Source organism: Ramlibacter aurantiacus (assembly GCF_016722895.1).
Classification (GTDB): domain Bacteria; phylum Pseudomonadota; class Gammaproteobacteria; order Burkholderiales; family Burkholderiaceae_C; genus Ramlibacter; species Ramlibacter aurantiacus.
Map to the genome: position 1 here is coordinate 202,552 of NZ_JAEQNA010000007.1, position 20,987 is coordinate 223,538.

21 protein-coding genes and 1 tRNA gene are annotated in these 20,987 nt (G+C 64.8%); 10 read left to right on the forward strand and 12 right to left on the reverse strand.

Going from position 1 to position 20,987, the window contains the following annotated elements; all coding sequences use genetic code 11:
• Positions 1-11: 11 nt before the first annotated feature.
• Both JI739_RS18115 and JI739_RS18120 read left to right on the forward strand, forming a co-directional pair.
• Positions 12-866 (forward strand): NAD-dependent epimerase/dehydratase family protein, encoded by an 855-nt coding sequence (locus JI739_RS18115; protein WP_201685338.1) that lies wholly within the window; start codon positions 12-14, stop codon positions 864-866.
• Positions 866-2,056, forward strand: coding sequence for a glycosyltransferase family 4 protein (locus JI739_RS18120; RefSeq protein ID WP_236589840.1), 1,191 nt, complete (start codon positions 866-868; stop codon positions 2,054-2,056). Before JI739_RS18115 ends, JI739_RS18120 begins: the two co-directional genes overlap by 1 nt.
• On the opposite strand, the gene JI739_RS18125 is transcribed toward JI739_RS18120, so the two are convergent.
• A complete protein-coding gene (locus JI739_RS18125) occupies positions 1,974-3,137 on the reverse strand; it encodes a glycosyltransferase (RefSeq protein ID WP_201685340.1) in 1,164 nt (387 codons plus the stop codon). The genes JI739_RS18120 and JI739_RS18125 overlap by 83 nt on opposite strands.
• 316 nt (positions 3,138-3,453) lie before the next feature.
• Between JI739_RS18125 and JI739_RS18130 the strand changes: the two genes are divergently transcribed.
• From JI739_RS18130 to JI739_RS18140, 3 genes are all read left to right on the forward strand, one after another.
• Entirely contained in the window at positions 3,454-4,230 is a 777-nt protein-coding gene (locus tag JI739_RS18130; protein WP_201685341.1) for a tetratricopeptide repeat protein, read from the forward strand.
• A 70-nt stretch (positions 4,231-4,300) separates the two neighbouring features.
• Positions 4,301-4,756 carry a hemerythrin domain-containing protein gene (locus JI739_RS18135; RefSeq protein ID WP_201685342.1) on the forward strand — a complete coding sequence of 152 codons (456 nt, stop codon included), beginning with the start codon at positions 4,301-4,303 and terminating at the stop codon, positions 4,754-4,756.
• A 49-nt stretch (positions 4,757-4,805) separates the two neighbouring features.
• Entirely contained in the window at positions 4,806-5,060 is a 255-nt protein-coding gene (locus JI739_RS18140; protein WP_201685343.1) for an acyl-CoA-binding protein, read from the forward strand.
• Here the strand turns inward: JI739_RS18140 and JI739_RS18145 are convergent.
• Positions 5,049-6,074, reverse strand: coding sequence for an aminopeptidase (locus tag JI739_RS18145; RefSeq protein ID WP_236589841.1), 1,026 nt, complete (start codon positions 6,072-6,074; stop codon positions 5,049-5,051). The two genes, JI739_RS18140 and JI739_RS18145, sit on opposite strands and share 12 nt — an antisense overlap.
• Before the next feature lie 304 nt (positions 6,075-6,378).
• Between JI739_RS18145 and JI739_RS18150 the strand changes: the two genes are divergently transcribed.
• Positions 6,379-7,578 carry a M20 aminoacylase family protein gene (locus JI739_RS18150; protein ID WP_201685345.1) on the forward strand — a complete coding sequence of 400 codons (1,200 nt, stop codon included), beginning with the start codon at positions 6,379-6,381 and terminating at the stop codon, positions 7,576-7,578.
• A 12-nt stretch (positions 7,579-7,590) separates the two neighbouring features.
• Here JI739_RS18150 and JI739_RS18155 read toward each other — a convergent pair whose 3' ends face one another.
• Positions 7,591-8,361, reverse strand: coding sequence for a type III pantothenate kinase (locus JI739_RS18155; protein WP_201685346.1), 771 nt, complete (start codon positions 8,359-8,361; stop codon positions 7,591-7,593).
• Positions 8,362-8,376: 15 nt separating this feature from the next.
• Positions 8,377-8,988 (reverse strand): helix-turn-helix transcriptional regulator, encoded by a 612-nt coding sequence (locus JI739_RS18160; protein ID WP_236589842.1) that lies wholly within the window; start codon positions 8,986-8,988, stop codon positions 8,377-8,379.
• 154 nt (positions 8,989-9,142) lie between these two features.
• Between JI739_RS18160 and JI739_RS18165 the strand changes: the two genes are divergently transcribed.
• Together JI739_RS18165 and JI739_RS18170 are read left to right on the forward strand one after the other, a co-directional pair.
• Positions 9,143-10,492: a sensor histidine kinase gene (locus tag JI739_RS18165; protein ID WP_201685347.1), complete on the forward strand. Its 1,350-nt coding sequence runs from the start codon at positions 9,143-9,145 to the stop codon at positions 10,490-10,492.
• The gene (locus tag JI739_RS18170; RefSeq protein WP_201685348.1) at positions 10,489-11,466 is read left to right on the forward strand and encodes a response regulator; all 978 of its coding nucleotides are present in this window, start codon (positions 10,489-10,491) and stop codon (positions 11,464-11,466) included. The genes JI739_RS18165 and JI739_RS18170 overlap by 4 nt, the downstream gene beginning before the upstream one ends.
• Here the strand turns inward: JI739_RS18170 and cqsA are convergent.
• The gene (gene cqsA, locus JI739_RS18175; RefSeq protein WP_201685349.1) at positions 11,451-12,770 is read right to left on the reverse strand and encodes an alpha-hydroxyketone-type quorum-sensing autoinducer synthase; all 1,320 of its coding nucleotides are present in this window, start codon (positions 12,768-12,770) and stop codon (positions 11,451-11,453) included. The genes JI739_RS18170 and cqsA overlap by 16 nt on opposite strands.
• Before the next feature lie 204 nt (positions 12,771-12,974).
• Positions 12,975-15,767 (reverse strand): preprotein translocase subunit SecA, encoded by a 2,793-nt coding sequence (gene secA / locus JI739_RS18180; protein WP_201685350.1) that lies wholly within the window; start codon positions 15,765-15,767, stop codon positions 12,975-12,977.
• Between the two features lie 180 nt (positions 15,768-15,947).
• On the opposite strand from secA, the gene JI739_RS18185 reads away from it, so the two are divergent.
• Both JI739_RS18185 and JI739_RS18190 read left to right on the forward strand, forming a co-directional pair.
• The gene (locus tag JI739_RS18185; protein WP_201685351.1) at positions 15,948-16,268 is read left to right on the forward strand and encodes a hypothetical protein; all 321 of its coding nucleotides are present in this window, start codon (positions 15,948-15,950) and stop codon (positions 16,266-16,268) included.
• A 60-nt stretch (positions 16,269-16,328) separates the two neighbouring features.
• Complete coding sequence (locus tag JI739_RS18190) at positions 16,329-16,703, forward strand: TraR/DksA family transcriptional regulator (protein WP_201685352.1); 375 nt, start codon at positions 16,329-16,331, stop codon at positions 16,701-16,703.
• Between the two features lie 15 nt (positions 16,704-16,718).
• Here the strand turns inward: JI739_RS18190 and JI739_RS18195 are convergent.
• From JI739_RS18195 to petA, 6 genes are all read right to left on the reverse strand, one after another.
• Positions 16,719-16,794: transfer RNA gene (locus JI739_RS18195), tRNA-Thr, on the reverse strand.
• A 31-nt stretch (positions 16,795-16,825) separates the two neighbouring features.
• Complete coding sequence (locus JI739_RS18200; RefSeq protein WP_201685353.1) at positions 16,826-17,344, reverse strand: ClpXP protease specificity-enhancing factor; 519 nt, start codon at positions 17,342-17,344, stop codon at positions 16,826-16,828.
• Between the two features lie 55 nt (positions 17,345-17,399).
• The gene (locus tag JI739_RS18205; protein WP_201685354.1) at positions 17,400-18,011 is read right to left on the reverse strand and encodes a glutathione S-transferase N-terminal domain-containing protein; all 612 of its coding nucleotides are present in this window, start codon (positions 18,009-18,011) and stop codon (positions 17,400-17,402) included.
• A 108-nt stretch (positions 18,012-18,119) separates the two neighbouring features.
• Positions 18,120-18,875 (reverse strand): cytochrome c1, encoded by a 756-nt coding sequence (locus JI739_RS18210; protein WP_201685446.1) that lies wholly within the window; start codon positions 18,873-18,875, stop codon positions 18,120-18,122.
• Between the two features lie 30 nt (positions 18,876-18,905).
• The gene (locus JI739_RS18215; RefSeq protein ID WP_201685355.1) at positions 18,906-20,318 is read right to left on the reverse strand and encodes a cytochrome b; all 1,413 of its coding nucleotides are present in this window, start codon (positions 20,316-20,318) and stop codon (positions 18,906-18,908) included.
• Between the two features lies 1 nt (position 20,319).
• On the reverse strand, positions 20,320-20,916 hold the full coding sequence (gene petA, locus JI739_RS18220; protein ID WP_201685356.1) for a ubiquinol-cytochrome c reductase iron-sulfur subunit: 597 nt from the start codon (positions 20,914-20,916) through the stop codon (positions 20,320-20,322).
• Positions 20,917-20,987 lie beyond the last annotated feature (71 nt).

Here is a 20,987-nt window from a genome sequence, read left to right on the forward strand (position 1 = left end):
ACAGACAAGCAATGAATCTTGTGGTCACGGGTGCGAGCGGCTTCACCGGCCGGCATCTGATCGAGGCAGCTCTTGGGCGCGGCATCAAGGTCTCGGCCCTGGAGGCCGACGTGATGCAGCGCTCGGCTGTCGCCGAGGAGTTGAGGGCACTCGCGCCCACGCATGTGATCCACCTGGCCGCTATCAGCCAAGTCGGGCATCCCGACCTCAAGGCCTTTTACGATGTCAATCTGTTCGGAACGATTCATCTTCTGGAGGGCTTGTGCCAGTTGCCAATCACGCCCCAGCGCGTGGTGCTCGCCAGCAGTGCGACGGTTTATGGCGCCCATGCGGACTCGCCGATCTCGGAGGACCAACGGAGCGACCCGAGCAATCATTACGCCATCAGCAAGCTGTCGATGGAACTTGCCGCTCGCCCATTCGCTGATCGGCTCCCCATCGTCATCGCTCGGCCGTTCAATTACACGGGCCCCGGCCAGTCCACGGAGTTCCTCATTCCGAAGCTGGTCGAGCACTTCTACCACCGCGCTGCTCAACTGAAGCTGGGCAAACTGGACGTGGAGCGCGAGTTCAACGACGTGAGGTTCGTCAGCGAGGCCTACATCGGCTTGCTGAATCACGGCGAGCCCGGCGAGACGTACAACATCTGTACTGGGCAGGCGCTCACCGTCAAGCATGTGATTTCAGTCCTCGAGCGTTTGAGCAATCACCGAATCGCCTTGGCCATAGAACCCGCCCTCGTGCGGCCGAACGAGATTCGGTCCCTGTATGGAGACCCCGGCAAGCTGGCGCGCACGGTGAGCGGGCTGCCACGCTTCAGCATCGAAGACACGCTGTCTTGGATGCTCGGGGCCATGGATTCGTGATGCGTGTTGCCCTCAACGCCACTTGCCTTCTGTCACCCCTGACCGGCATCGGCCATTACACCCGGCAATTGGCACTTGGCCTTTCGGCTCGCGAAGATATCGACCCCCTCCTTTTCCTGGGCGGGCGCTGGAGCCAGAGCGTTCCAGAACCTACCCGCACGGCAGCCAGTATCGGCCGCCTGGCAGCTGTCGGACGTTGGATTCCTGGCGCGTATGCGGTGCGGCGCCTGCTACAGGCAAGTCGCTTCACGGCGCAGGCCAGGCGACGGGGCGTGGAGGTCTACCACGAACCGAACATTCTTCCGCTACCGTTCGATGGGCCCACTGTCCTGACGGTGCACGACCTGTCATGGATCCGCCATCCGGAGTCGCATCCTGACGAACGAGTTCGGACGATGGATCGGCACTTCGAGCCTGGCCTGCGGAGATCCCAGGTGGTGCTGACGGACTCGGAGTTCGTGCGGCACGAGATCATCCAGGAGTTCGGCTTTCCGGCCGATCGCATCCGTGCCATACCTCTCGGCGTTGAAGCCTTATTCTCGCCGAGGAGTGCCGAGCAGACACGTCCCGTGCTCGAGACCTTGGGGCTCATCCATGGCCAGTACTTGTTGGCCGTAGGCACCCTGGAGCCGCGAAAGAACCTCTCCACCGCCCTCAAGGCGTACCGTGCCCTGCCGGCGTCGCTGCGTGCGCGCCACCCCATGGTGGTCATCGGCATGAGAGGCTGGAAAACAAGTGGTCTCGAACAGGAGCTGGCGCCGCTGGTAGACGCCGGCGAGGTTCGCCAGCTCGGATACCTGCCGCGCGAGGAGCTGGCCTTGATCACCGCCGGCGCGTTGGCACTGGTCTATCCCTCACTGTACGAAGGCTTCGGCCTGCCGCCGCTCGAAGCAATGTCCTGCGGCGTGCCCTCGGTCACCTCCAACACCTCGTCGCTTCCCGAGGTCGTCGGGGACTCGGCCTTGACGATGGCGCCGCAGGACATAGACACGCTGAACCGCCACCTGCAGGACCTGCTCACGCTCCCCGAGTTGCGACAAACCCTGTCGGTTCGCGCGCTGGCGCGCAGCCGGCAGTTCAGCTGGACCCGATGCGTCGAGGAGACGGTCAGCGCGTACCAGCTGGCGCTGGCGCCGGCAAGACCTGCCGATACGCTTCCAGATAGGCGGTCGCCATCGCTGACGCGGTGAAGAAGTTTTCGTACCTCGTGCGCGCCCTCGCTCCCATCGCGCTTGCTAGTGATGCATCCTGCTGCAGGCGCACCAGGGCATCGTGAAGCGCCTGCGGGCTCTCAGGCTCCACCACGTACCCGGTTTGACCGTCCAGGTTGATGAAGCTGGTGCCCGTGCCAATGCCACAACTGATCATGGGCTTGCTGCACATGGCTGCTTCAACGAGCGACATGCCAAATGCCTCGGACCGAAGGTGCGAAGGAAACGCGAAGGCCCGGCAAAGCTGTAGCAGGCACATCTTGTCTTCATCACTCACCCGGCCAAGCAGGGTCACATTGTCGAGGCCGAGCGAACGGACCTTTTTCTCGATCGCTGGGCGCTCCGGCCCCTCACCCGCAATGACCACCCGACCTGGGAAGTTCCGCGCAGCCTGGACAAGCACGTGCAAGCCCTTGTAGTAGCGAAGCACGCCCACAAAGAGGAAGAACCCTTCGCCTAGCCGAGCTCGCCAGCGGCCAATGGCTTGTGAATCGGGTTGGGGGTAGGCGCCCTCGTCCACCCCGTTGGGTATGACTGTGACGGGCGTGGAGAGGTTGGCGAGGACCGCGCTGCTGCGCAAATACTCAGGCGAGGTGGCGACCACACGGTCGACGGACCCCAGGAATCGGTTCATTAATGGCCGATAAGCCCGCATGAGCCATCGTTGCCGAACAACGTCCGACTGGTAGGACACGATGCTGGGCTTACGATGGCCAGCCAGCAAGTGCAGAACGTCGCCGAACGGCCAGGGAAACTGGTAGTGAACCACGTCAGCCCAATCCACGTGTCGGCCAAAGTCCCGGAGCGCCGAGACCGAGACATTGTTGGATGCGACCTCGAACGATTGCCGGGTCCGATGGACTTTTCCCTCGGGCAACTCGATCACCGGCGGCTGAGGATCCCGGCTGAGAGTGAAGATGCGGCTCTCCACGCCAAGGCCGTTCAGCCCCCTGCCGAGCTGCGCGATCACCTGTTCAATTCCGCCCACGGTGTCAGGGTAGTAGCTCTTGTAAACGTGCAGCACCCTGAGCGGCCGCTCCAGCGGTAGCGCACCATTCATAGGACTGGATCAGCGTTCCAAAGCGAGGTCTGAATCATCTGTGTGCGAGAAAACGGGGAAAGCTTCGAAACTTCTGGCTAGCTGCTGCGCCGAACGCTGCATCGTCTACTCTGATAGAGCCTCGGACGAAGCAGTCGCCACTGGGACGGGTCGTGGTCGGCGACTGAAAATTATGCCCGACCGCTCGCTAAGCGCCCGCGCCGGCTTCTTGTTCGGCATCGGTCGTTCGGACGGATATCGCATCGGTGTCCGCTCGTTAGGTGCATGAGACATCTGCTGGTAATCTCGTTGGCAGGAGCCAGGGTAGGAAGCACCGATGCCAGGATGGAATGTCAATCCATACGGACGCGAGTACCAGTTCGATGAGAAGCGCGTGCTAGAGCTCTGGTCCCGTCTGCACGCGGGGGATGCGGAGCCACTTCCTGAATCCGAGGCGGTCCTCGCCGGCTGGGTGCTGTTCCACCGAGGCGAGTTCGCAAAAGCCGTCGAGGTCGGCCTTGCCGCCGGCGGCGCCGGCATCACGCTCGCGAACAAAGCATCCGCCGTTCACGCCACGCACCTCGAGAACCGCGAGGATGTTCGCCTCGAGTTGTTCCTGCAGACAGCTGAGCGCGCTTGGGCACAAGCCCAGCAAGACCCCCAGAACCCCAACGCCTGGTTCTGGCACGCCTACTGCCTCGGCCGCTACAGCCAAGGCGTGAGCGTGGCCAAGGCGCTGGCGCAAGGGCTTGGCGGCAAGGTGCGCACATCCCTCGAGCGGGTGATCGAGCTGCAGCCCCTCCATGCGGATGCCCACATCGCCCTGGGCACCTTCCACGCCGAAGTCATCGACAAGGTCGGTGAGCTGATCGGCGGCATGACCTACGGGGCCAAACGCGAAGTCGGCCTGCGCATGTTCGAGGAAGGCCTGCGCCTGAATCCAGGCTCTGCCATCGCCATGATCGAAGTCGCCAGCGGGCTGCTGATGCTCCAGGGCGAGGCCGCCCTGCCCCGCGCGACCCGCTTGTACGAGCAGGCCGCCAATTGCGAGCCGCTGGATGCCCTCGAACGCCTGAACGTCGAACGCGCGCGGCAGGAACTGCGGGACCAGTAGCCGCCGTCCTGCGAGTGCTGGCCTCGGTTGACTACAGGCCCGACCGCCCCGCTCGGCAAGACTGCCGGCCATGAACATCTTTGACGCCCTGCGGGTCAGCCACGATCAACAGCGCAAGCTGAGCCGCCGCCTGATTGCCGCCGACGAAGGCCGAGGCGATCTCCATCAAGCCTTCCTGGACCTGAAAGCCGAGCTCGCCGCCCACGAAACGGCCGAAGAGCGCTTCTTCTATATCCCGCTGTGGGAGCACGATGAGACCGTGGATCCGTCGCGCCACGCCATCGCCGAGCACCACGAGATGGACGAGATGGTGGAAGAGCTTGAAGGGCTGGACGAAGGATCCGACGCCTGGAGCGATCTTGCGCACAAGCTCGTGCACAAGATCGAGCACCACCTCGCCGAAGAGGAGGACAAGTTCTTCCAGGCCGCCGGTCGCGTGCTGTCGGCGGAGCAGAAGATCGGGCTGGCCCTGCAGTACCGTGAAGAGTTCGATCGCCTGATACAGAAGGAGTCGGAAGCCTCTTGAGGATGCGGCGGCTACGATGGGCCCCCAGCCCCTTCGCAGTCACCGCCCCATGTCCGACCTGTCCTCCGAATTCGATCAAGCCGTGGTGCGCTCGCGCCAGCTTTCCGCGCGTCCCGACAACGCCACCCTGCTGAAAATCTACGGCCTGTACAAGCAGGCGACGCTCGGGGATGTGGACCAGCCCAAGCCCGGCATGGGCGACCTGGTCGGTCGGGCCAAATGGGACGCGTGGAGCACCCTCAGGGGCACGCCGCCCGAGGAGGCGAAAAGACGATACGTCGAGTTGATCGACTCACTGGAGTGAGGGTGTCCAGGTCGAGCCGAGGTCCTTGAGAAAGGCGTGGCGTTCGGACTTGGTCAGCTGGCCCAGCCCTCGGACCGCCTGGTAGAAGCGGCGCCAGTCCTGTCCTTCGCGGTCGAACAAGGCTTCGAAGCCAGGCACCAGTTCATCGTAGGCAGCCTGCGCGCCGAAGGACGCGTTGTTGGCTTCGGCCACCCACCGGTCGGTGGTGCGAAACCGCGCCGGGTCACCTGGCCAACCCGCGCGCATGCGGGCGTACTCGGCCCTGAATACCCGCATCACATCGTCCTTGCGGACACGCTGCTCCTGCGGGGACAAGTCGCCGTCGTAGATGGCCTTGAGCTGTTCCCGCGTGGCCCGCACCAAGGCCCGGAAGACGCGCCGGCGTTCCAGGAAGTGGGCATAGTCCTGCGAGGCCGTTTCGGTCTGCGCGTGAACGAGGTAGCGGGCCACGCCCAGCCGCTCGACCGCGGTCGCGAACGACTCGTTGAAGGTCGTGTCGCCCTTCAGGTAGACGACCTGGTGGGCCAGCTCGTGGAAGATGAGCCGGGCCAGCTCGCCTTCGGGATAGTTGATGAAGGTGTTGAGCAGCGGGTCACCCCCCGCCCAGTTCATCCACCCGAGCGTGGAATAAGCCGGCACGGGGTAGACGCTCGCCTCGAGTCCGTTCGCCCGCTGGCGGGCCGCCTCGGCACGGGCAGCCGCTTCGTCGAAGTAGCCGCGGTAGCCCACGCAGCCCACGACGGGAAAGCACCAGGTCTTGAGCTTGAGCGACAACTCGGGGGCGGCCACCACGTTCCACACGGCGGCCGGGCGGCCGAGGTCGGCGTAGCGGGTGTAGCTGGCGTTGTCCGGCAGCCCGAGCTCATCGCTGGCAAAGCGGCGGATCCGCTGGCTCAGCTCCAGGCGCTGGCGCAGCCGGGGCGCCGCCTCATCAGCCCGTGACCACTCCGGCACGGATCGGGCAGCGTTCAGCATGGCCATGTGCCCGCTGGCCGACTGCCAGTAGTACTCCATGTCCAGGCTGGCACAGCCGACTCCCCCTAGCGCAACCGCTACCGCCAACCCCAATCGCCTGCGTCCCGATCTCACCTGCGTTCCCGTCTGTTTGTTGCGACCCGCCGCTGCGCCGAGCCTCATGGTGACCCGCTGCCGGTGGGCTGTTGAGGCTGCCGCGACGGGGAAGTTCCCCTGCACCGGTGCGATCATCGACCCGGACCCGCGCCGCCGTCCAGTCGGCTGTTTCCCGGACCAGATGGCAGCGCCTGCCCGTCTGCGCGCACACCGATAGACTGGACCCGCTGATCACCGCCGAGGCCGTATGAACATCATTGATTCCATTCTCTCGGAGGCTCCTTCCCTGGCCGCGATCCGCCGCGACCTGCACGCCCACCCGGAGCTGTCGTTCGAGGAGCGGCGCACGTCGGATGTGGTTGCCGCACGGCTGGCGGAGTGGGGCATTCCCGTGCATCGCGGCCTGGGCCGCACAGGGGTGGTGGGCATCCTGCGCCACGGCAGCAGCACGCGCGCCGTGGGTTTGCGCGCCGACATGGATGCCTTGCCGATCCAGGAGATCAACCGCTTCTCCCACGCCAGCCGTCATGAAGGCCGCATGCACGCCTGTGGCCATGACGGCCATACGGCCATGCTGCTGGCGGCGGCACAGCACCTGGCGCGCACCCGCTGCTTCGACGGCACCGTCTACCTGATCTTCCAGCCTGCCGAAGAAGGTGGCGGCGGCGCGCGAGAGATGATGCGCGACGGGCTGTTCGAGCAGTTCCCGATGGATGCGGTGTTCGGCATGCACAACTGGCCGGGGGCGCCGGTGGGCCGGTTCGCGGTGAGCGCAGGACCGGTCATGGCGTCGGCCAACGAGTTCCGCATCACCATTCGCGGCAAGGGCAGCCACGCCGCATTGCCGCACAACGGCGTCGACCCGGTGCCCATCGCATGCGAGATGGTCCAGGCGTTCCAGACGATCATCACGCGCAATCGAAGGCCGCTCGATCCGGGCGTGATCTCCGTGACCATGATCCACGCTGGCGAGGCCACCAACGTGGTACCCGAGTCGTGCGAACTGCAAGGCACGGTGCGGACCTTTTCCACCGAGCTGCTGGACCTGGTCGAACGGCGCATGCGCCAGGTGGCCGAGCATGTCAGCGCAGCGCACGAAGCCAGCTGCACGTTCGAGTTCACTCGCAGCTACCCACCCACGGTGAATTCGCCGGCCGAAGCCGAATTGGCACGACAGGTGATGACGTCCATCGTGGGCCCGGAGAACGTGGACACGCAGGAGCCCACCATGGGAGCGGAAGACTTCGCGTTCATGCTGCAGGCCAAGCCGGGCGCCTATTGCTTCATCTCGAACGGCGATGGCGAGCATCGTGCAAGCGGACACGGCGAAGGCCCATGCGCCCTGCATAACCCCAGCTACGACTTCAATGACGAACTGATCCCCCTGGGGGCGACCTACTGGGTCAAGCTGGCCGAAGCCTGGCTCGCGCCACAAGTGCGCGGCTGAGTCGGCTTGGGATCAAGCCTGCCGTGCGCGCCGCTCGGCAATCTCGAGCAGGCCATCGAAGATCAGGCTGTCGACGAGTTCCATCTGCACCGACATGAAGGGCGCCATCTTCCATCCGGCGCCGCCGGTCATGTAGCAGGCAGGCTCGGCGCCACAGCGCTGCCGCACGTGCTGGATCATGCGTTCGATGGCCCCCGCGATCGCGTAGGTGCCGCCGCTGGTGAGGGCATCGCTGGTGTTGGTGGGGAACTCGCGCACCTCGCCGGTGGGCACATGAAGACCCGCCGTGCCAGATTCGAGCGCGCGCAACATGATGCCGTGTCCTGGCAGGATCAATCCGCCCAGGAAACGCCCGTGTGCATCGATGGCCTCGACCGTGACGGCGGTACCGATCATGGCCAGAACCAAGGGTCGCGGCGGACTCACGGCCAGCATGCGATGCCATGCGCCGATCATCGCCACCCAACGGTCCGCCCCAAGGCGCGACGGGTGGTCGTAGCCATTGCTCAGGCCGGCTTCTGCAGGGCTGGCATGCACCCACTGGGGCACGACCTCCCACAACTCCTCCATCTGCTCCGCAACCCTCAGCTTGACCGCGTCGCCCGCTACCGAGCAGCCGAGCATGCGCGTGGGCGTCGGCAGATCGCCCCAGGCACCGTCTGCGAGCTTGTCGATGTTCTCCAGGAATTCGGCGCCTTGCGTGATCAGCCGTGCACCGGGCTCGGCCTGCTCGTAAAGGGCCCATTTGAGCCGCGTGTTGCCAACGTCGATACCCAGGAACATGCGCCCGCCCCGCGTTCAAATGGCGCCGATCCAGCAGGCGCGCTGGACGGCGGCAAGCTTGTTGTCGACCTTGAGCTTGGCCATGGCATTGGCGAGGTGATAGTTGACTGTGCGCTCGGTGCAGGACATCTGCAAGCTGCTCTCGCGCGCGGTCAAGCCATTGAAGGCGAGCATCAGGCACTGCCGTTCACGGGGGCTCAAGGTCGAGCGTTCCTGCGAGATGCACCGCTTGACCACCGGCCACACGTTCAAGGTGGACCAAACCAGTGCAGCCGCCTCCGAGCGATCAGCCAGCTCGCGCGGGCTGAACATGAAGCACTCGAAAGCGCGACCCGCTGGCAACGGAAACTCCACCCGCACCATGGTCTGGTAGCCATGCGCGAGGGCGAGCATGCGCCACCGACTGGCCTCCAGCGGGCCGCTCCTGGCGATGTGCTGCCAGGCCACCAACGGCGCGTCCGAGTCGCGCCAGGGGGCACCGAAATCGTGACTAGCCGCCAATGCCATCGCCGCATCGCTGGCGATCGGCGGGTGAACACAAAGGACATGGCGATCCTCATAGCCACCAAATGGATCGGGCCCGAGAACTGCAACGGCCTCGACCGAGAATTCCTTGAGGGCCGCCATCCAATCACTCAAGATGGCGTCCAGGCTAACGCTGTCAAAGTTAACAGGATCACCCATAAGTTTTGGCATTCCTCCCACGACGGCCGACACCATATCATTAGCCACCGCGCTCGGCCATAGAACGGCGCCCGCGGACACCTCGAATTGGGAGTCGATGCTGGCAGCGTTCTGGAAGCGACGGGGCAATCTGATGCGGGCGAGCATGCCTCGAAGAGTGGCCGGCGCGATGCTGCAACCGGTGGTCGAACCGATCCTGCATCCGTCCGAGTGGCGGATTCGTGCGCTGGGCCTCTCCACCGCCATCGGCCATCCGCTGTTCTATTGGGTGTGGACGTATTGGCTGCCGCAGCCCTATGAAAGCCTGTGGCAACGTGGTTTGATGAGTTTCCTGGGCCTGGTGCTGCTGGTCGCCCCGCAATTCAAGGCGCACCCTCCGGGTCGCCGGGCGGCATTCGCATTCAGCACCATTTTCTGGATCACCCTGCCGGTCTATTTCACGTGGATGTATTTTTGCAATGGCGCCAACGCGGTGTGGCTCGCAACGATGGCGGCCATGTTCCTGATTTACTACCACCTGACGGATTGGCGGATCGCCACCGTCGGCATTGCAACGGGCCTGCCCTTTGGCTGGTTGCTTGCAGAAGCCTTCGGTACCGGGTTGCCACTGCCGCCACCCGAAGAACTCAGCATGCACGTGGTGGTGTTCTGCTTCGCCTGGTACATGGCGCTCATGCTGGGCATTTCGTCTTCGAACCTGCGGCGCGAGCAACTGAAGCAGGCACTGGGCACCATGGGGATCATGGCCCACGAGTTGAGGACGCCTCTGGCCACGATGGCCCTCATCGGTGACGCGATGCGCAGCGAGGCCCACGCACTCCCAGCCGCGCACGCATCGGTCATCGAGAAGCTGGCGAGCCGCCTGCACCTGCTGGTGCGCAACATGAACCGGCAGATCGACACACAGATGACCAATGCCCAATTGATGCATCTGCCTACCGGGGGAGACCACCTGTCGGCCGCCGCCCTGGCGCGAACCGCCGTGGCGAATTTTCCCTTCCGCAGCGAGCGCGAGCGTGAATGCGTGCAGGTCCATGTGCATGCCGATTTCACCTTCAAGGGCGCCGAGTCGCTGTTCCTGCAGGTGATCGATAACCTGATGAAGAATGCCCTGCGTTCGCTCGCGGCAAAGCCCACCCCGACCAGTCCGGGTGACCTGGTGATCAGCGTGGACGTGGCGGGCCGGCGCGGCCTCATCTGTCTGACCGACCGGGGACAAGGCATCGAGCCCGAGATGCAGGCGCGCCTGTTCCAGTTGTTCGCATCCACCCACAGCGGAACGGGACATGGCCTGGGCCTGGCGTTCTGCCATCGCGTGGTCCACGCAGCCGGCGGCACCATCCGCATCGACCCCGGCTACAGTCGAGGCGCGCGCTTCAAGATCGAGCTGCCACTGGCTGCACCCGAACCCATTGCCACAAGGACGCTTGAGCGATCACACCCATGAGCTTTCAACTCTATCGACGCCCCGGCTCGGTGGTCTTCCTCGATGACGACGCCGACTACCTCGAGATGCTGGCCATGGTCCTGCCGCGGCACTGGAATGTGCGCCTGCACCTGCGTCCTGGCCGATGCATCCAGCAGCTGTTGCGCGAGCTCCCACTTTGGGAAATCGACGCATGGAACCAGCAGTTGCTGGTCGACCAGTGGCGACAAGGCAAGCCGCTCATTCCGCAAATCCTCGGCTACTGGGCCCGTTCGATCAACCGCTATGGCCTCAGCCGCCTCTGCGCAGTCGATTTCTCGATGCCGGGCATGGACGGCCTGCAGGTGCTGAGCGAACTGACGGAATGGCAGGGCGCCCGCGTGCTCCTGACGGGCCAGGCCGACGAGCAGATCGCGGTTCGCGCCTTCAACCGTGGGCTCATCGACCAGTTCATCCCCAAGCAATTGCCGGACATCGCGCGCCGCTTGGTCGACTCGGTCGAAACGCTCCTGGCGACGCCAAACGCTCGCCACGCGCAGATCTGGCGCGCCACGTTCCGCCCGGAGCAGCACGAGTTGTTGCGCCAGGGAGGCGTACAGCAGGCACTCGCCGATTTCGCCCGGGCCCGCTGGGTTGAACATGTCGCCATCGGCGACCCCTTCGGCATCCTGGGCCTGGACGAAGACGGCCGCGTCAGCTGGCTCCAGCTCGAGACGCGCGAAGGACTCAACGCCTTGGCCGAACTCGCGGAACTCGAAGGCGTGGATGGCGAAGGCATTGCGGACATCCGCGCTGGTCGCAAGCTGGTCAGCCTCGAATTGCGGCAAGCGCTCGGACTCAGTGGCACCTGCGAACTGCTGCCGGCGTTCTCGCCAGGTCAGGATCCATCCGTGCTGGCGGCCTTGTTCCCGGTGCCGTCCTCTGCGCTGCCAGCGCCCATCACCAGCTACCGCAGCTGGCTGGACGTGCAGGAGCCTCGTCAAGTCGAGGATTGATCGGCTTCGCGACCGCGTTGCCGACGGGCAATGGGCCAGTCCCACGGCTTGATCTTGGGCGCGATCTCGGCAGCCACCTGCTCGACATGGCTCATCTCGGCCTCGGTCAGCGACGCATTCAAGGTGAGCCGAACCATGGAACGATTGCGGCTGGTCGCGGGAGCACAGAACACGGCACCAAAGACCCCGTGTCCCTCGAGCGAGTCGCGCAGCGCGAGGGTGTCCACCTCGGGGCCCGCCTCCAGTGAAATGATCTGCTCGGTCCCCTGGTGAATGGGATAGCCCAGTTCCGACAGGCTGGAGCGAATGCGACGCGTGTTGTGCCGTAATTGCTCACGAGCCCGGTCGCTCTGCTTGATCACATCGAGGGTGGCGGACAGGCCGGCCACCTCATGTGGCAGCAAGGCAGAGCTGAAGATGTTGGGGAAGCTGTGGCACATCAGGTAGTTGCGCAGTTCATCCGGCAGGGTGAAGAAGCCGGCGCGCCCTGCAAAGGCCTTGGCGAGGCTGGCGGTGATGAAATGCACCCGATGGGTCAAGTCCAACTCGGCACACAGCCCACGCCCCCCAGGTCCGTGGGTGCCCAACGAATGTGACTCGTCCACCAGGATCATCGATTCATTGGCTTCCACGATCTCCACGATTTCACGCAGCGGACAGACGGCACCGGTGGTGCTGTACACAGAGTCCACGATCACCAGCCCCGGGCCGTGACGCTTCATCATGCGCGCCAGGTGCTCGGGATCGTTGTGACGGAAGGCCTGGGCCGTGGCACCGGCGGCGCGCACGCCCTCCCAAAGGGACATGTGGGCCAGGCTGTCCACGTAGACGGTCGTTTCGCGGTCCGCGATCACCTGCAGCAGGCCCAGGTTGGCGGTGTAGCCGGACTGGCACAGCACGCCACCAGCGTGGCCGATGAAACCCGACAAGGCGTCTTCGAAGCGTCCGGTGGGGCTGCCTTCCGCCAGGAACACGCCCGATTGCACGATGTAGTCCTGGCTGCATCGCAGGCCGTTCACCTGGGCCTGCACGATGGAGGGGTGCCCGGTCACGCTCAGGTAGTCATTGCCGTCCAGGCGCACGGCGTTGGTGCCGGGTGCGATGCCCTGGGTCACGAACTTGCCGCCCCACTCGCGCTGGAAACGTTCCTGGAAGTCCCGAGCGATGCGCTGCTTGAGGTGGCTGGACAGCCCGGGGCCGCTGCGGCGCTGCGGTGCTGCGGGGGATGCGACGACGCCGTCGCCCGTCCCCGTGTGAACATTCGCGGTCAGAAGGACGTCGGAAACTGCATTGACTCGGTTCATGATGGCTCGCTCGGGTGTGAAAGCCTGCCATTGAAGAGTCATGGGCCCGTTCAGCGGCGTCGACCCCTGTCATTGCTGTCAGTCAGGTGCGCGACAGTTACAGGTGTTTCAAAAGAAATCTGCTACTGCAGCGCTTAGATGTGCACCCGGTACCGCTGAAGTACACACCAAGCAGCAGTTTGCTGCCTGGTCAAGCGCGCCGGCTCAAGCCAGCTTGCCGTGGCACTGCTTGTACTTCTTGCCACTGCCACACGGGCAGGGGTCGTTGCGACCAACCCGCGGCACGTCCGCCACAGCGGCGCCCGCGGCCGCGCCGGCGAAGCCCCGGGCCGTGCGGGCGTCCAGCATGGTCTCGACCTCGCCGGTGACCGTGGGCGCCGAGTACGTGACGTTGGCGATGTGCTCGGCACGCTCCTCGATATCGTCCGCCGCCTGGCCGAGCTGGTCTCCGGATTGCACGCGGACCGTCATGAGCACCTTGGTGACCTCGTTCTTGACGGAGTCCAGGAGTTGGCCGAACAGCTCGAACGCCTCGCGCTTGTACTCCTGCTTCGGCTGCTTCTGGGCGTACCCGCGCAGGTGGATACCCTGGCGCAGGTAGTCCAGCGCGGCCAGGTGCTCGCGCCAATGGGTGTCGATGCTCTGGAGCAGGACCACGCGTTCGAACTGGGTGAAGTTCTCCAGGCCGACCATGACCACCTTGGCCTCGAAGGCTTCATGCGCGGCCTGGACCACCATCTCGAGGAGGTCCTCGTCGGTGATTGCGGCGGACTCCTGCACCCGCTGCACCAGCGGCAGATGGATGCCCCATTCGGCGGCCAGCACCTGCTCCAGCCCTGGCAGGTCCCACTGCTCTTCGACCGATTCCGGCGGCACGTACTGGTGGACGAGGTCGGTGAAGCAGCCTTCCCGCAATCCTGCGATCTGGGCCGACAGGTCGGCCGCTTCCATGATGTCGTTGCGCTGCTGGTAGATGACCTTGCGCTGGTCGTTGGCCACGTCGTCGTACTCGAGCAGCTGCTTGCGGATGTCGAAGTTGCGCGCCTCGACCTTACGTTGCGCGCTCTCGATGCTGCGCGTGACGATGCCCGCCTCGATGGCTTCACCCTCAGGCATCTTCAGCCGGTCCATGATGGCCCTGACGCGCTCGCCGGCGAAGATGCGCATCAGTGGATCATCCAGGCTCAGGTAGAACCGCGAGGAACCCGGGTCCCCCTGGCGACCCGAGCGGCCGCGAAGCTGGTTGTCGATTCGGCGCGACTCGTGGCGTTCGGTCGCGATGATCCGCAGGCCACCGAGCGACACCACCAGTTCATGGTCGCGCTTCCACTCGTCGCGCATCTTGGCAATCCGCGCCTGCCGCGCCGGTTCGTCCAGCGATTCGTCCGCCTCGACGGCCTCAATGGCTTTTTCGACGTTGCCACCCAGCACGATGTCCGTGCCTCGCCCCGCCATGTTGGTCGCGATGGTGACCATCTTCGGCCGGCCGGCCTGCGCCACGATCTCGGCCTCGCGCGCATGCTGCTTGGCGTTGAGCACCTGGTGCGGCAGGCCCGCCTCCTGCAGCAGCTGACTGATGATCTCGGAGTTCTCGATCGATGTCGTGCCCACCAGCACCGGCTGTCCCCGTCCATGGCACTCGCGGATGTCCTCGATCGCAGCCTGGTACTTCTCGCGCGTGGTCTTGTAGACCCGATCCAACTGGTCGTCGCGCCGGCTGGGCCGGTTCGGCGGGATCACGACCACTTCAAGGCCGTAGATCTCCTGGAACTCGTAGGCTTCGGTGTCGGCCGTGCCGGTCATGCCGGCGAGCTTGCCGTACAGGCGGAAGTAGTTCTGGAAGGTGATGGAGGCCAGCGTCTGGTTTTCAGGCTGGATCGGCACGGCCTCCTTGGCCTCGACGGCCTGGTGCAGGCCTTCGCTCCACCGGCGGCCGGACATCAGCCGCCCCGTGAATTCGTCGACGATCACCACCTCCGGCGTGCCGTCTTCTCCCGGCTGCACCACGTAGTGCTGGTCGCGGAAATAGAGGTGGTGCGCACGCAGGGCCGCGTACAGGTGATGGACCAGGGCGATGTTGGCGGGGTCGTACAGGGAGGCGCCCTGCGGAATCAGCCCCAGGCCTGCAAGGATGCGCTCGGCGGTCTCATGACCACGCTCGGTGAGGTAGACCTGCCGCGTCTTCTCGTCGACCGTGAAATCGCCGGGTGTGATCACGCCCTCGCCCGTTCGCGGATCGGCCTCTCCCACCTGCCTGGTCAGCTGCGGCACGATGCGGTTCATGGCCACGTACAGCTCGGTCTGGTCCTCGGCCTGGCCGCTGATGATCAGCGGGGTGCGCGCTTCGTCGATCAGGATCGAATCGACCTCGTCGACGATGGCGTAATGCAGCCCGCGCTGCACGCGGTCCTGCGTTTCGTACACCATGTTGTCGCGCAGGTAGTCGAAGCCGTACTCGTTGTTGGTGCCGTAGGTGATGTCGCTGCGATAGGCCGCCTGCTTGAGCTCGCGAGGCATCTGGGGCAGGTTCACGCCCACCGACATGCCCAGGAAGTTGTAGAGCTTGCCCATCCACTGGGCGTCGCGGTTGGCCAGGTAGTCGTTGACCGTGACCACATGGACGCCCTTGCCGGGCAAGGCGTTCAGGTACACCGCGAGCGTGGCGGTGAGCGTCTTGCCTTCGCCCGTGCGCATCTCGGCGACCTTGCCGTTGTGCAAAGCCATGGCGCCGAGCAACTGCACGTCGAAGTGCCGCATGCGCATGACGCGCTTGGAACCTTCCCGGACCACCGCGAAAGCCTCGGGCAGCAGGTCGTCCAGCGTCTCCCCCTGGGCCAGGCGGTCGCGGAACTCCTGCGTCTTGGCGCGCAGTGCCTCGTCGCTCAGCTTTTCGAGATCCGCCTCCAGCGCATTGATCCGCTCGACGGTCTTGCGGTACTGCTTGAGCAGTCGGTCGTTACGAGATCCGAAAATCTGAGTCAGGAAATTCTTGGCCATGAACGCGATGCTGCCCTGCCAGCCCACCGGGGCCAGCAGGGCAGCGCAATCCTCTCGTTGTGCAAGGAGACGGCCACCCGCATGCCCTACTGGCGCACGGATGGCGAAGACGGGCATTTTAAGCGTCGCCTCCAGGAGCCGGGGCCGCCCCATAATGGCCGGCCTAGGCCCGCCCGCTCCATGCCGCACGATCCCACTCGCCGCCACCACCCGGTCACCCTCGCCCAGGCCGCGGAGCAGTCTCCTTCTCTCTCGCGGCTCCTGCACCTGGTACAGGCGTCTTCACAGCGGCTGGACCTCGTGCGCAGCCAGCTGCCGCCTTCGCTGCGTTCGGCGGTGAGTGCCGGGCCACTGGAAGATGGCCAGTGGTGCCTCCTGGTGCGCGGCAACGCGGCCGCGGCGAAGTTGCGGCAATTGCTGCCGGCCCTGCAGGCGCACCTTCGCACGAAAGGCTGCGAGGTCGGCCAGATTCGCATCAAGGTCCAGAACGACTGGACCTGAGCCACCTTTTGCAACACGCGGGGTGCCGCGCTGGCCTATCGTCGGGCCAAGGAGTTCTTCATGACACTCAAGGACGATCAGATCGCCGAGCTCGACGGCATGCTGCAGCGACAGGAGGCCGAACTGGATGCCGCGGTACATGCCGCCCGGCAAGGCTTTGCCGCCTCAGGCAATGACGATTGGCCTGAGGTGCGCGACGCGGTGGAGGACGGCGACGCTCGCATGATGGCCTCGCTGGACCTGAGCCAGTTGCAGCGCAACGAGGTCGCCTTGCACGAAGTGCGCGAGGCCCGCCAGCGGGTGCGGGAGGGTCATTACGGCGTGTGCGAAGACTGCGGAAAACCGATTCGCTTCGAACGCCTGAAGATCATGCCGGCGACCCGCTACTGCGTGCAAGACGAGGAGCGCCGCGAGCGAGCGGGCACGGCGCCCTGACGAAGGATGTGAGGGTGGTGCCGGTTATCGGATTCGAACTGATGACCTACCGCTTACAAGGCGGTTGCTCTACCAACTGAGCTAAACCGGCAGACCGGAAATTCTATGCGGGGTACGCCCGCTCACTTGATGCGCTTGAGCGCCGGACGTGGACCGCCACCGGCCGGCGGCTTGGGCGGCGGCTCGGTCTCGGCACCGGGGGGCGCCACCTCACCGGTAATCCGCTGAACCGTGCGGTCGGCCGAGTCCTGCTCTCCACCCGCGGCAGGAACGCTGCTCAACGGCGACCCGCGCGCGGGCGCCGTGGCATCAGGTGCGGCGGCGGACACCGGGAACGCCATCCCCTGTCCGTTCTCGCGCGCATAGATGGCGAGCACTCGGCCAATCGGGATCATGATGTCCCGGGCCATGCCCGCGAAACGCGCCTTGAACTCGATGAAATCATTGCCCAGCTTGAGCGAGCTGGTCGCATCGAAACTGATGTTCAGGACGATCTCACCGTTCTTCACGTACTCGCGCGGAACCTGCACCGTGTCATCGACCAGCACGGCGATGTACGGCGTGAGGCCGTTGTCGGTGCACCAGTCGTAGAGGGCCCGGATCAGGTAAGGACGGGTCGACGTGGATTCGAGTGCGTTCATCGTGGACTGTCGCGCTGATTGACGGGCGCCGGGCCGTAGCAGCCCGGCGACTGCCTTACTTGCGCATGACCTTCTCAGACGGGGTCAGCGCCTCGATATAGGCCGGGCGCGAGAAGATGCGCTCGGCGTACTTCAGCAGCGGGGCGGCGTTCTTCGACAGTTCGATGCCGTAGTAGTCCATGCGCCAGAGCAGCGGGGCAATCGCCACATCGAGCATCGAGAAGTTCTCGCCCAGCATGTACTTGTTCTTGAGGAACACCGGCGCCAGCTGGGTCAGCCGGTCCCGGATGTGGCTGCGGGCTTTTTCCAACGCCTTCTCGTTGCCCTTGGAAGCACGCGATTCGAGCGTACTCACGTGCGCGAACAGCTCTTTCTCGAAGTTGAGCAGGAACAGTCGCACGCGTGCACGGTCAACCGGGTCGCCAGGCATGAGCTGGGGGTGCGGGAAGCGCTCGTCGATGTACTCGTTGATGATGTTCGACTCGTACAGGATCAGGTCACGCTCCACCAGGATCGGCACCTGCCCGTAGGGGTTCATCACATTGATGTCCTCGGGCTTGTTGTACAGATCGACGTCGCGGATCTCGAAGTCCATGCCCTTTTCGAACAGGACGAAACGGCAGCGGTGGGAAAAGGGGCAGGTCGTTCCCGAATAAAGCACCATCATGGCGGTGGCTCCTTGAAATCAGAAAGAGTGGGCTCCGCCGCAGGGGCGGCCCACTCTCGTATCGAACAATCGCAACTGGCCCGCCAAGGCGGACCTCAGATCATCCGGTCAGCGGACATTCTTCCAGAAAGCGGCGTTGAGTCGCCACGCCAGGAAGGTGAAGAACCCGAGGAACAGCAGCACCCAGACGCCCACCCGCACGCGGGTGTTCTGCGCCGGTTCGGCCATCCACTGCAGGTAGGCCACCAAGTGGCCTACCGCCTCGTCGTACTCGCGCGGGCTCATGGTGCCAGGGGTGACCTGTTTCCAGCCCCTGAAAACCTGGGTGTCATGGCCGTGGCTGGACACCGTCTCGAAGATCGGCTCGCGCTTGCCTTGCAACTCCCACAGGGCGTGCGGCATGCCGACGTTGGGGAATGCGAGGTTGTTCCATCCGGTGGGCTTGGTCGCGTCCGGATAGAAGGTGCGCAGGAACGTGTAGAGGTAGTCCGCACCCGTGCCACCGTGGCTGGAGCGCGAGCGGGCGATCAGCGTGAGATCCGGCGGGTTGGCCCCGAACCACTCCTTGGCGTGGCGCGGATCGATGCTCGCCTTCATGGTGTCACCCACCCGATCGGTGGCGAACAGCAGGTAGTCCTTGATCTGCTGCTCGCTCAGGCCGATGTCGGTCAGACGGTTGTAGCGCATGAACGCCGCCGAGTGGCAGTTCAGGCAGTAGTTGACGAACAGCTTGGCTCCGTGCTGCAAGGCCGCCAAGTCATTGGTGCTGGCCGGCGCCTTGTCCCAGCTGATGCCCTCGCCGGCTGCGCGAGCGGGACCGGCGAGGCCCAGCGCCATCGCGACCGAGAGGATGAGGGAGTAGATGCAATTTTTCATGGCTGCGATTTCGGGGGCTCAGTGCGCGGCGAAGGTGATGCGCTCGGGCACAGGCTTGAACTCGCCCAGGCGACTCCACCATGGCATCAGCAGGAAGAAGCCGAAATAGAACAACGTGCCGAGCTGCGCGATGCGCTCGCCACCAGGCGAGGGCGGCTGCACGCCCAGGTATCCCAGCACGAGGAAGTTCACCACGAACACGCCGTAAACCCACTTGTGCCAGCCCGGGCGGTAACGGATCGACTTCACCGGACTTGCGTCGAGCCAGGGCAGGAAGAACAGGATGATGACCGCGCCGCCCATCACCACCACGCCCCAGAACTTGGCATCGATCGCCAGCAGGAGCGCGATCGCGATGGCCGTGACGACCGCGACACCGATCTTCACCAGGCCCGGCAGGCGGCCACGCAGGATCACGACGGCGGCCGCGACGACGGCGATCGCGACCAGCGCGTACACCATCTGCGACGTGACGGCGCGCAACATCGAATAGTAGGGCGTGAAGTACCACACCGGGGCGATGTGCGCCGGCGTCTTCAGCGGATCGGCCGGGATGAAGTTGTTGTACTCGAGGAAGTAGCCACCGAACTCCGGGGCGAAGAAGATCACCGCGGAGAACGCCATCAGGAAGACGGAGACACCCAACAGGTCATGGACCGTGTAGTACGGGTGGAAGGGGATGCCGTCGACCGGCCGACCCTGTTCGTCCTTGAGAGCGTTCGGACCCTTGATCTCGACGCCATCCGGATTGTTGGATCCGACGTCATGCAGCGCCAGCAGGTGGGCAACGACCAGCCCGAGCAGCACCAGGGGCACGGCGATCACGTGGAAGCTGAAGAAGCGATTCAGGGTGGCGTCGCTCACCACGTAGTCGCCCCGGATCAGGATCGCGAGGTCGGGGCCGATGAACGGGATGGCGGAGAACAGGTTCACGATCACCTGCGCACCCCAGTAGGACATCTGGCCCCAGGGCAGCAGGTAGCCCATGAAGGCCTCGGCCATCAGCACCAGAAAGATCGAGCAGCCGAACAGCCACACCAGCTCACGCGGCTTGCGGTAGCTCCCGTAGATCAGGCCCTTGAACATGTGCAGGTAGACCACGACGAAGAACGCCGAGGCGCCAGTCGAGTGCATGTAGCGCATCAGCCAGCCCCAGGGGACGTCGCGCATGATGTATTCGACCGAGGCGAACGCGAGGGCCGCGTCCGGCTTGTAGTGCATCACCAGGAAGATGCCGGTGACGATCTGGATCACCAGCACCAGCAGCGCCAGCGAGCCGAAGAAGTACCAGAAGTTGAAGTTCTTGGGCGCGTAGTACTCGGAGACGTGGTACTTCCAGCCACTGATGGCCGAGGGAAAACGGTTCTCGAACCAGTTGGACAGCTTGGCGCCGGCGCTTGCGTTGGGGGAGATTTCCTTGAATTCAGCCATGTCAAGCAGCCTTGTCTTCGCCGATCAGCAGACGCGTGTCAGAGAGGTAGGTGTGCGGCGGCACTTCCAGGTTGTCTGGCGCCGGCTTGTTGCTGAACACCCGCCCGGCCAGATCGAAGGTGGAGCCGTGGCAGGGGCAAAGAAAGCCGCCCACCCAGTCCGCCGGCAGCGAGGGCTGGGCACCCGGCTGGAACTTGTCGATCGGCGAGCAGCCCAGGTGCGAGCAGATGCCGACGCCAACGAAGATCTCGGGCTTGATGGAGCGATGCACGTTGCGCGCGTACTCCGGCGTGGGGTAGGCCGTGCGCGTCGACAGCGGATCCGCGAGCTGGTCATCGAGCTTGGGCAAGGCCGCCAGTTGCTCGGGCGTGCGGCGCATGATCCACACGGGCTTGCCACGCCACTCCACGGTGATCTTCTCGCCGGGCTGCAGCGCCGAGATGTCCACCTCCACCGGCGCACCCGCCGCCTTGGCCCGCTCCGACGGCTGGAAGCTACTGACGAACGGGACGGCGACGAACGCGCCGCCCACCGCGCCCGCGCAGCCGGACGCGATCAACCACGTACGCTTGCTGGCGTCGACTGGGGTGTCACTCATGGGGGGTCCTCGAGGGAATCGCAGAAGTTAGGTCAACCAGCGATTGTAGCGGAGCGCCAACGCCCTTCCGC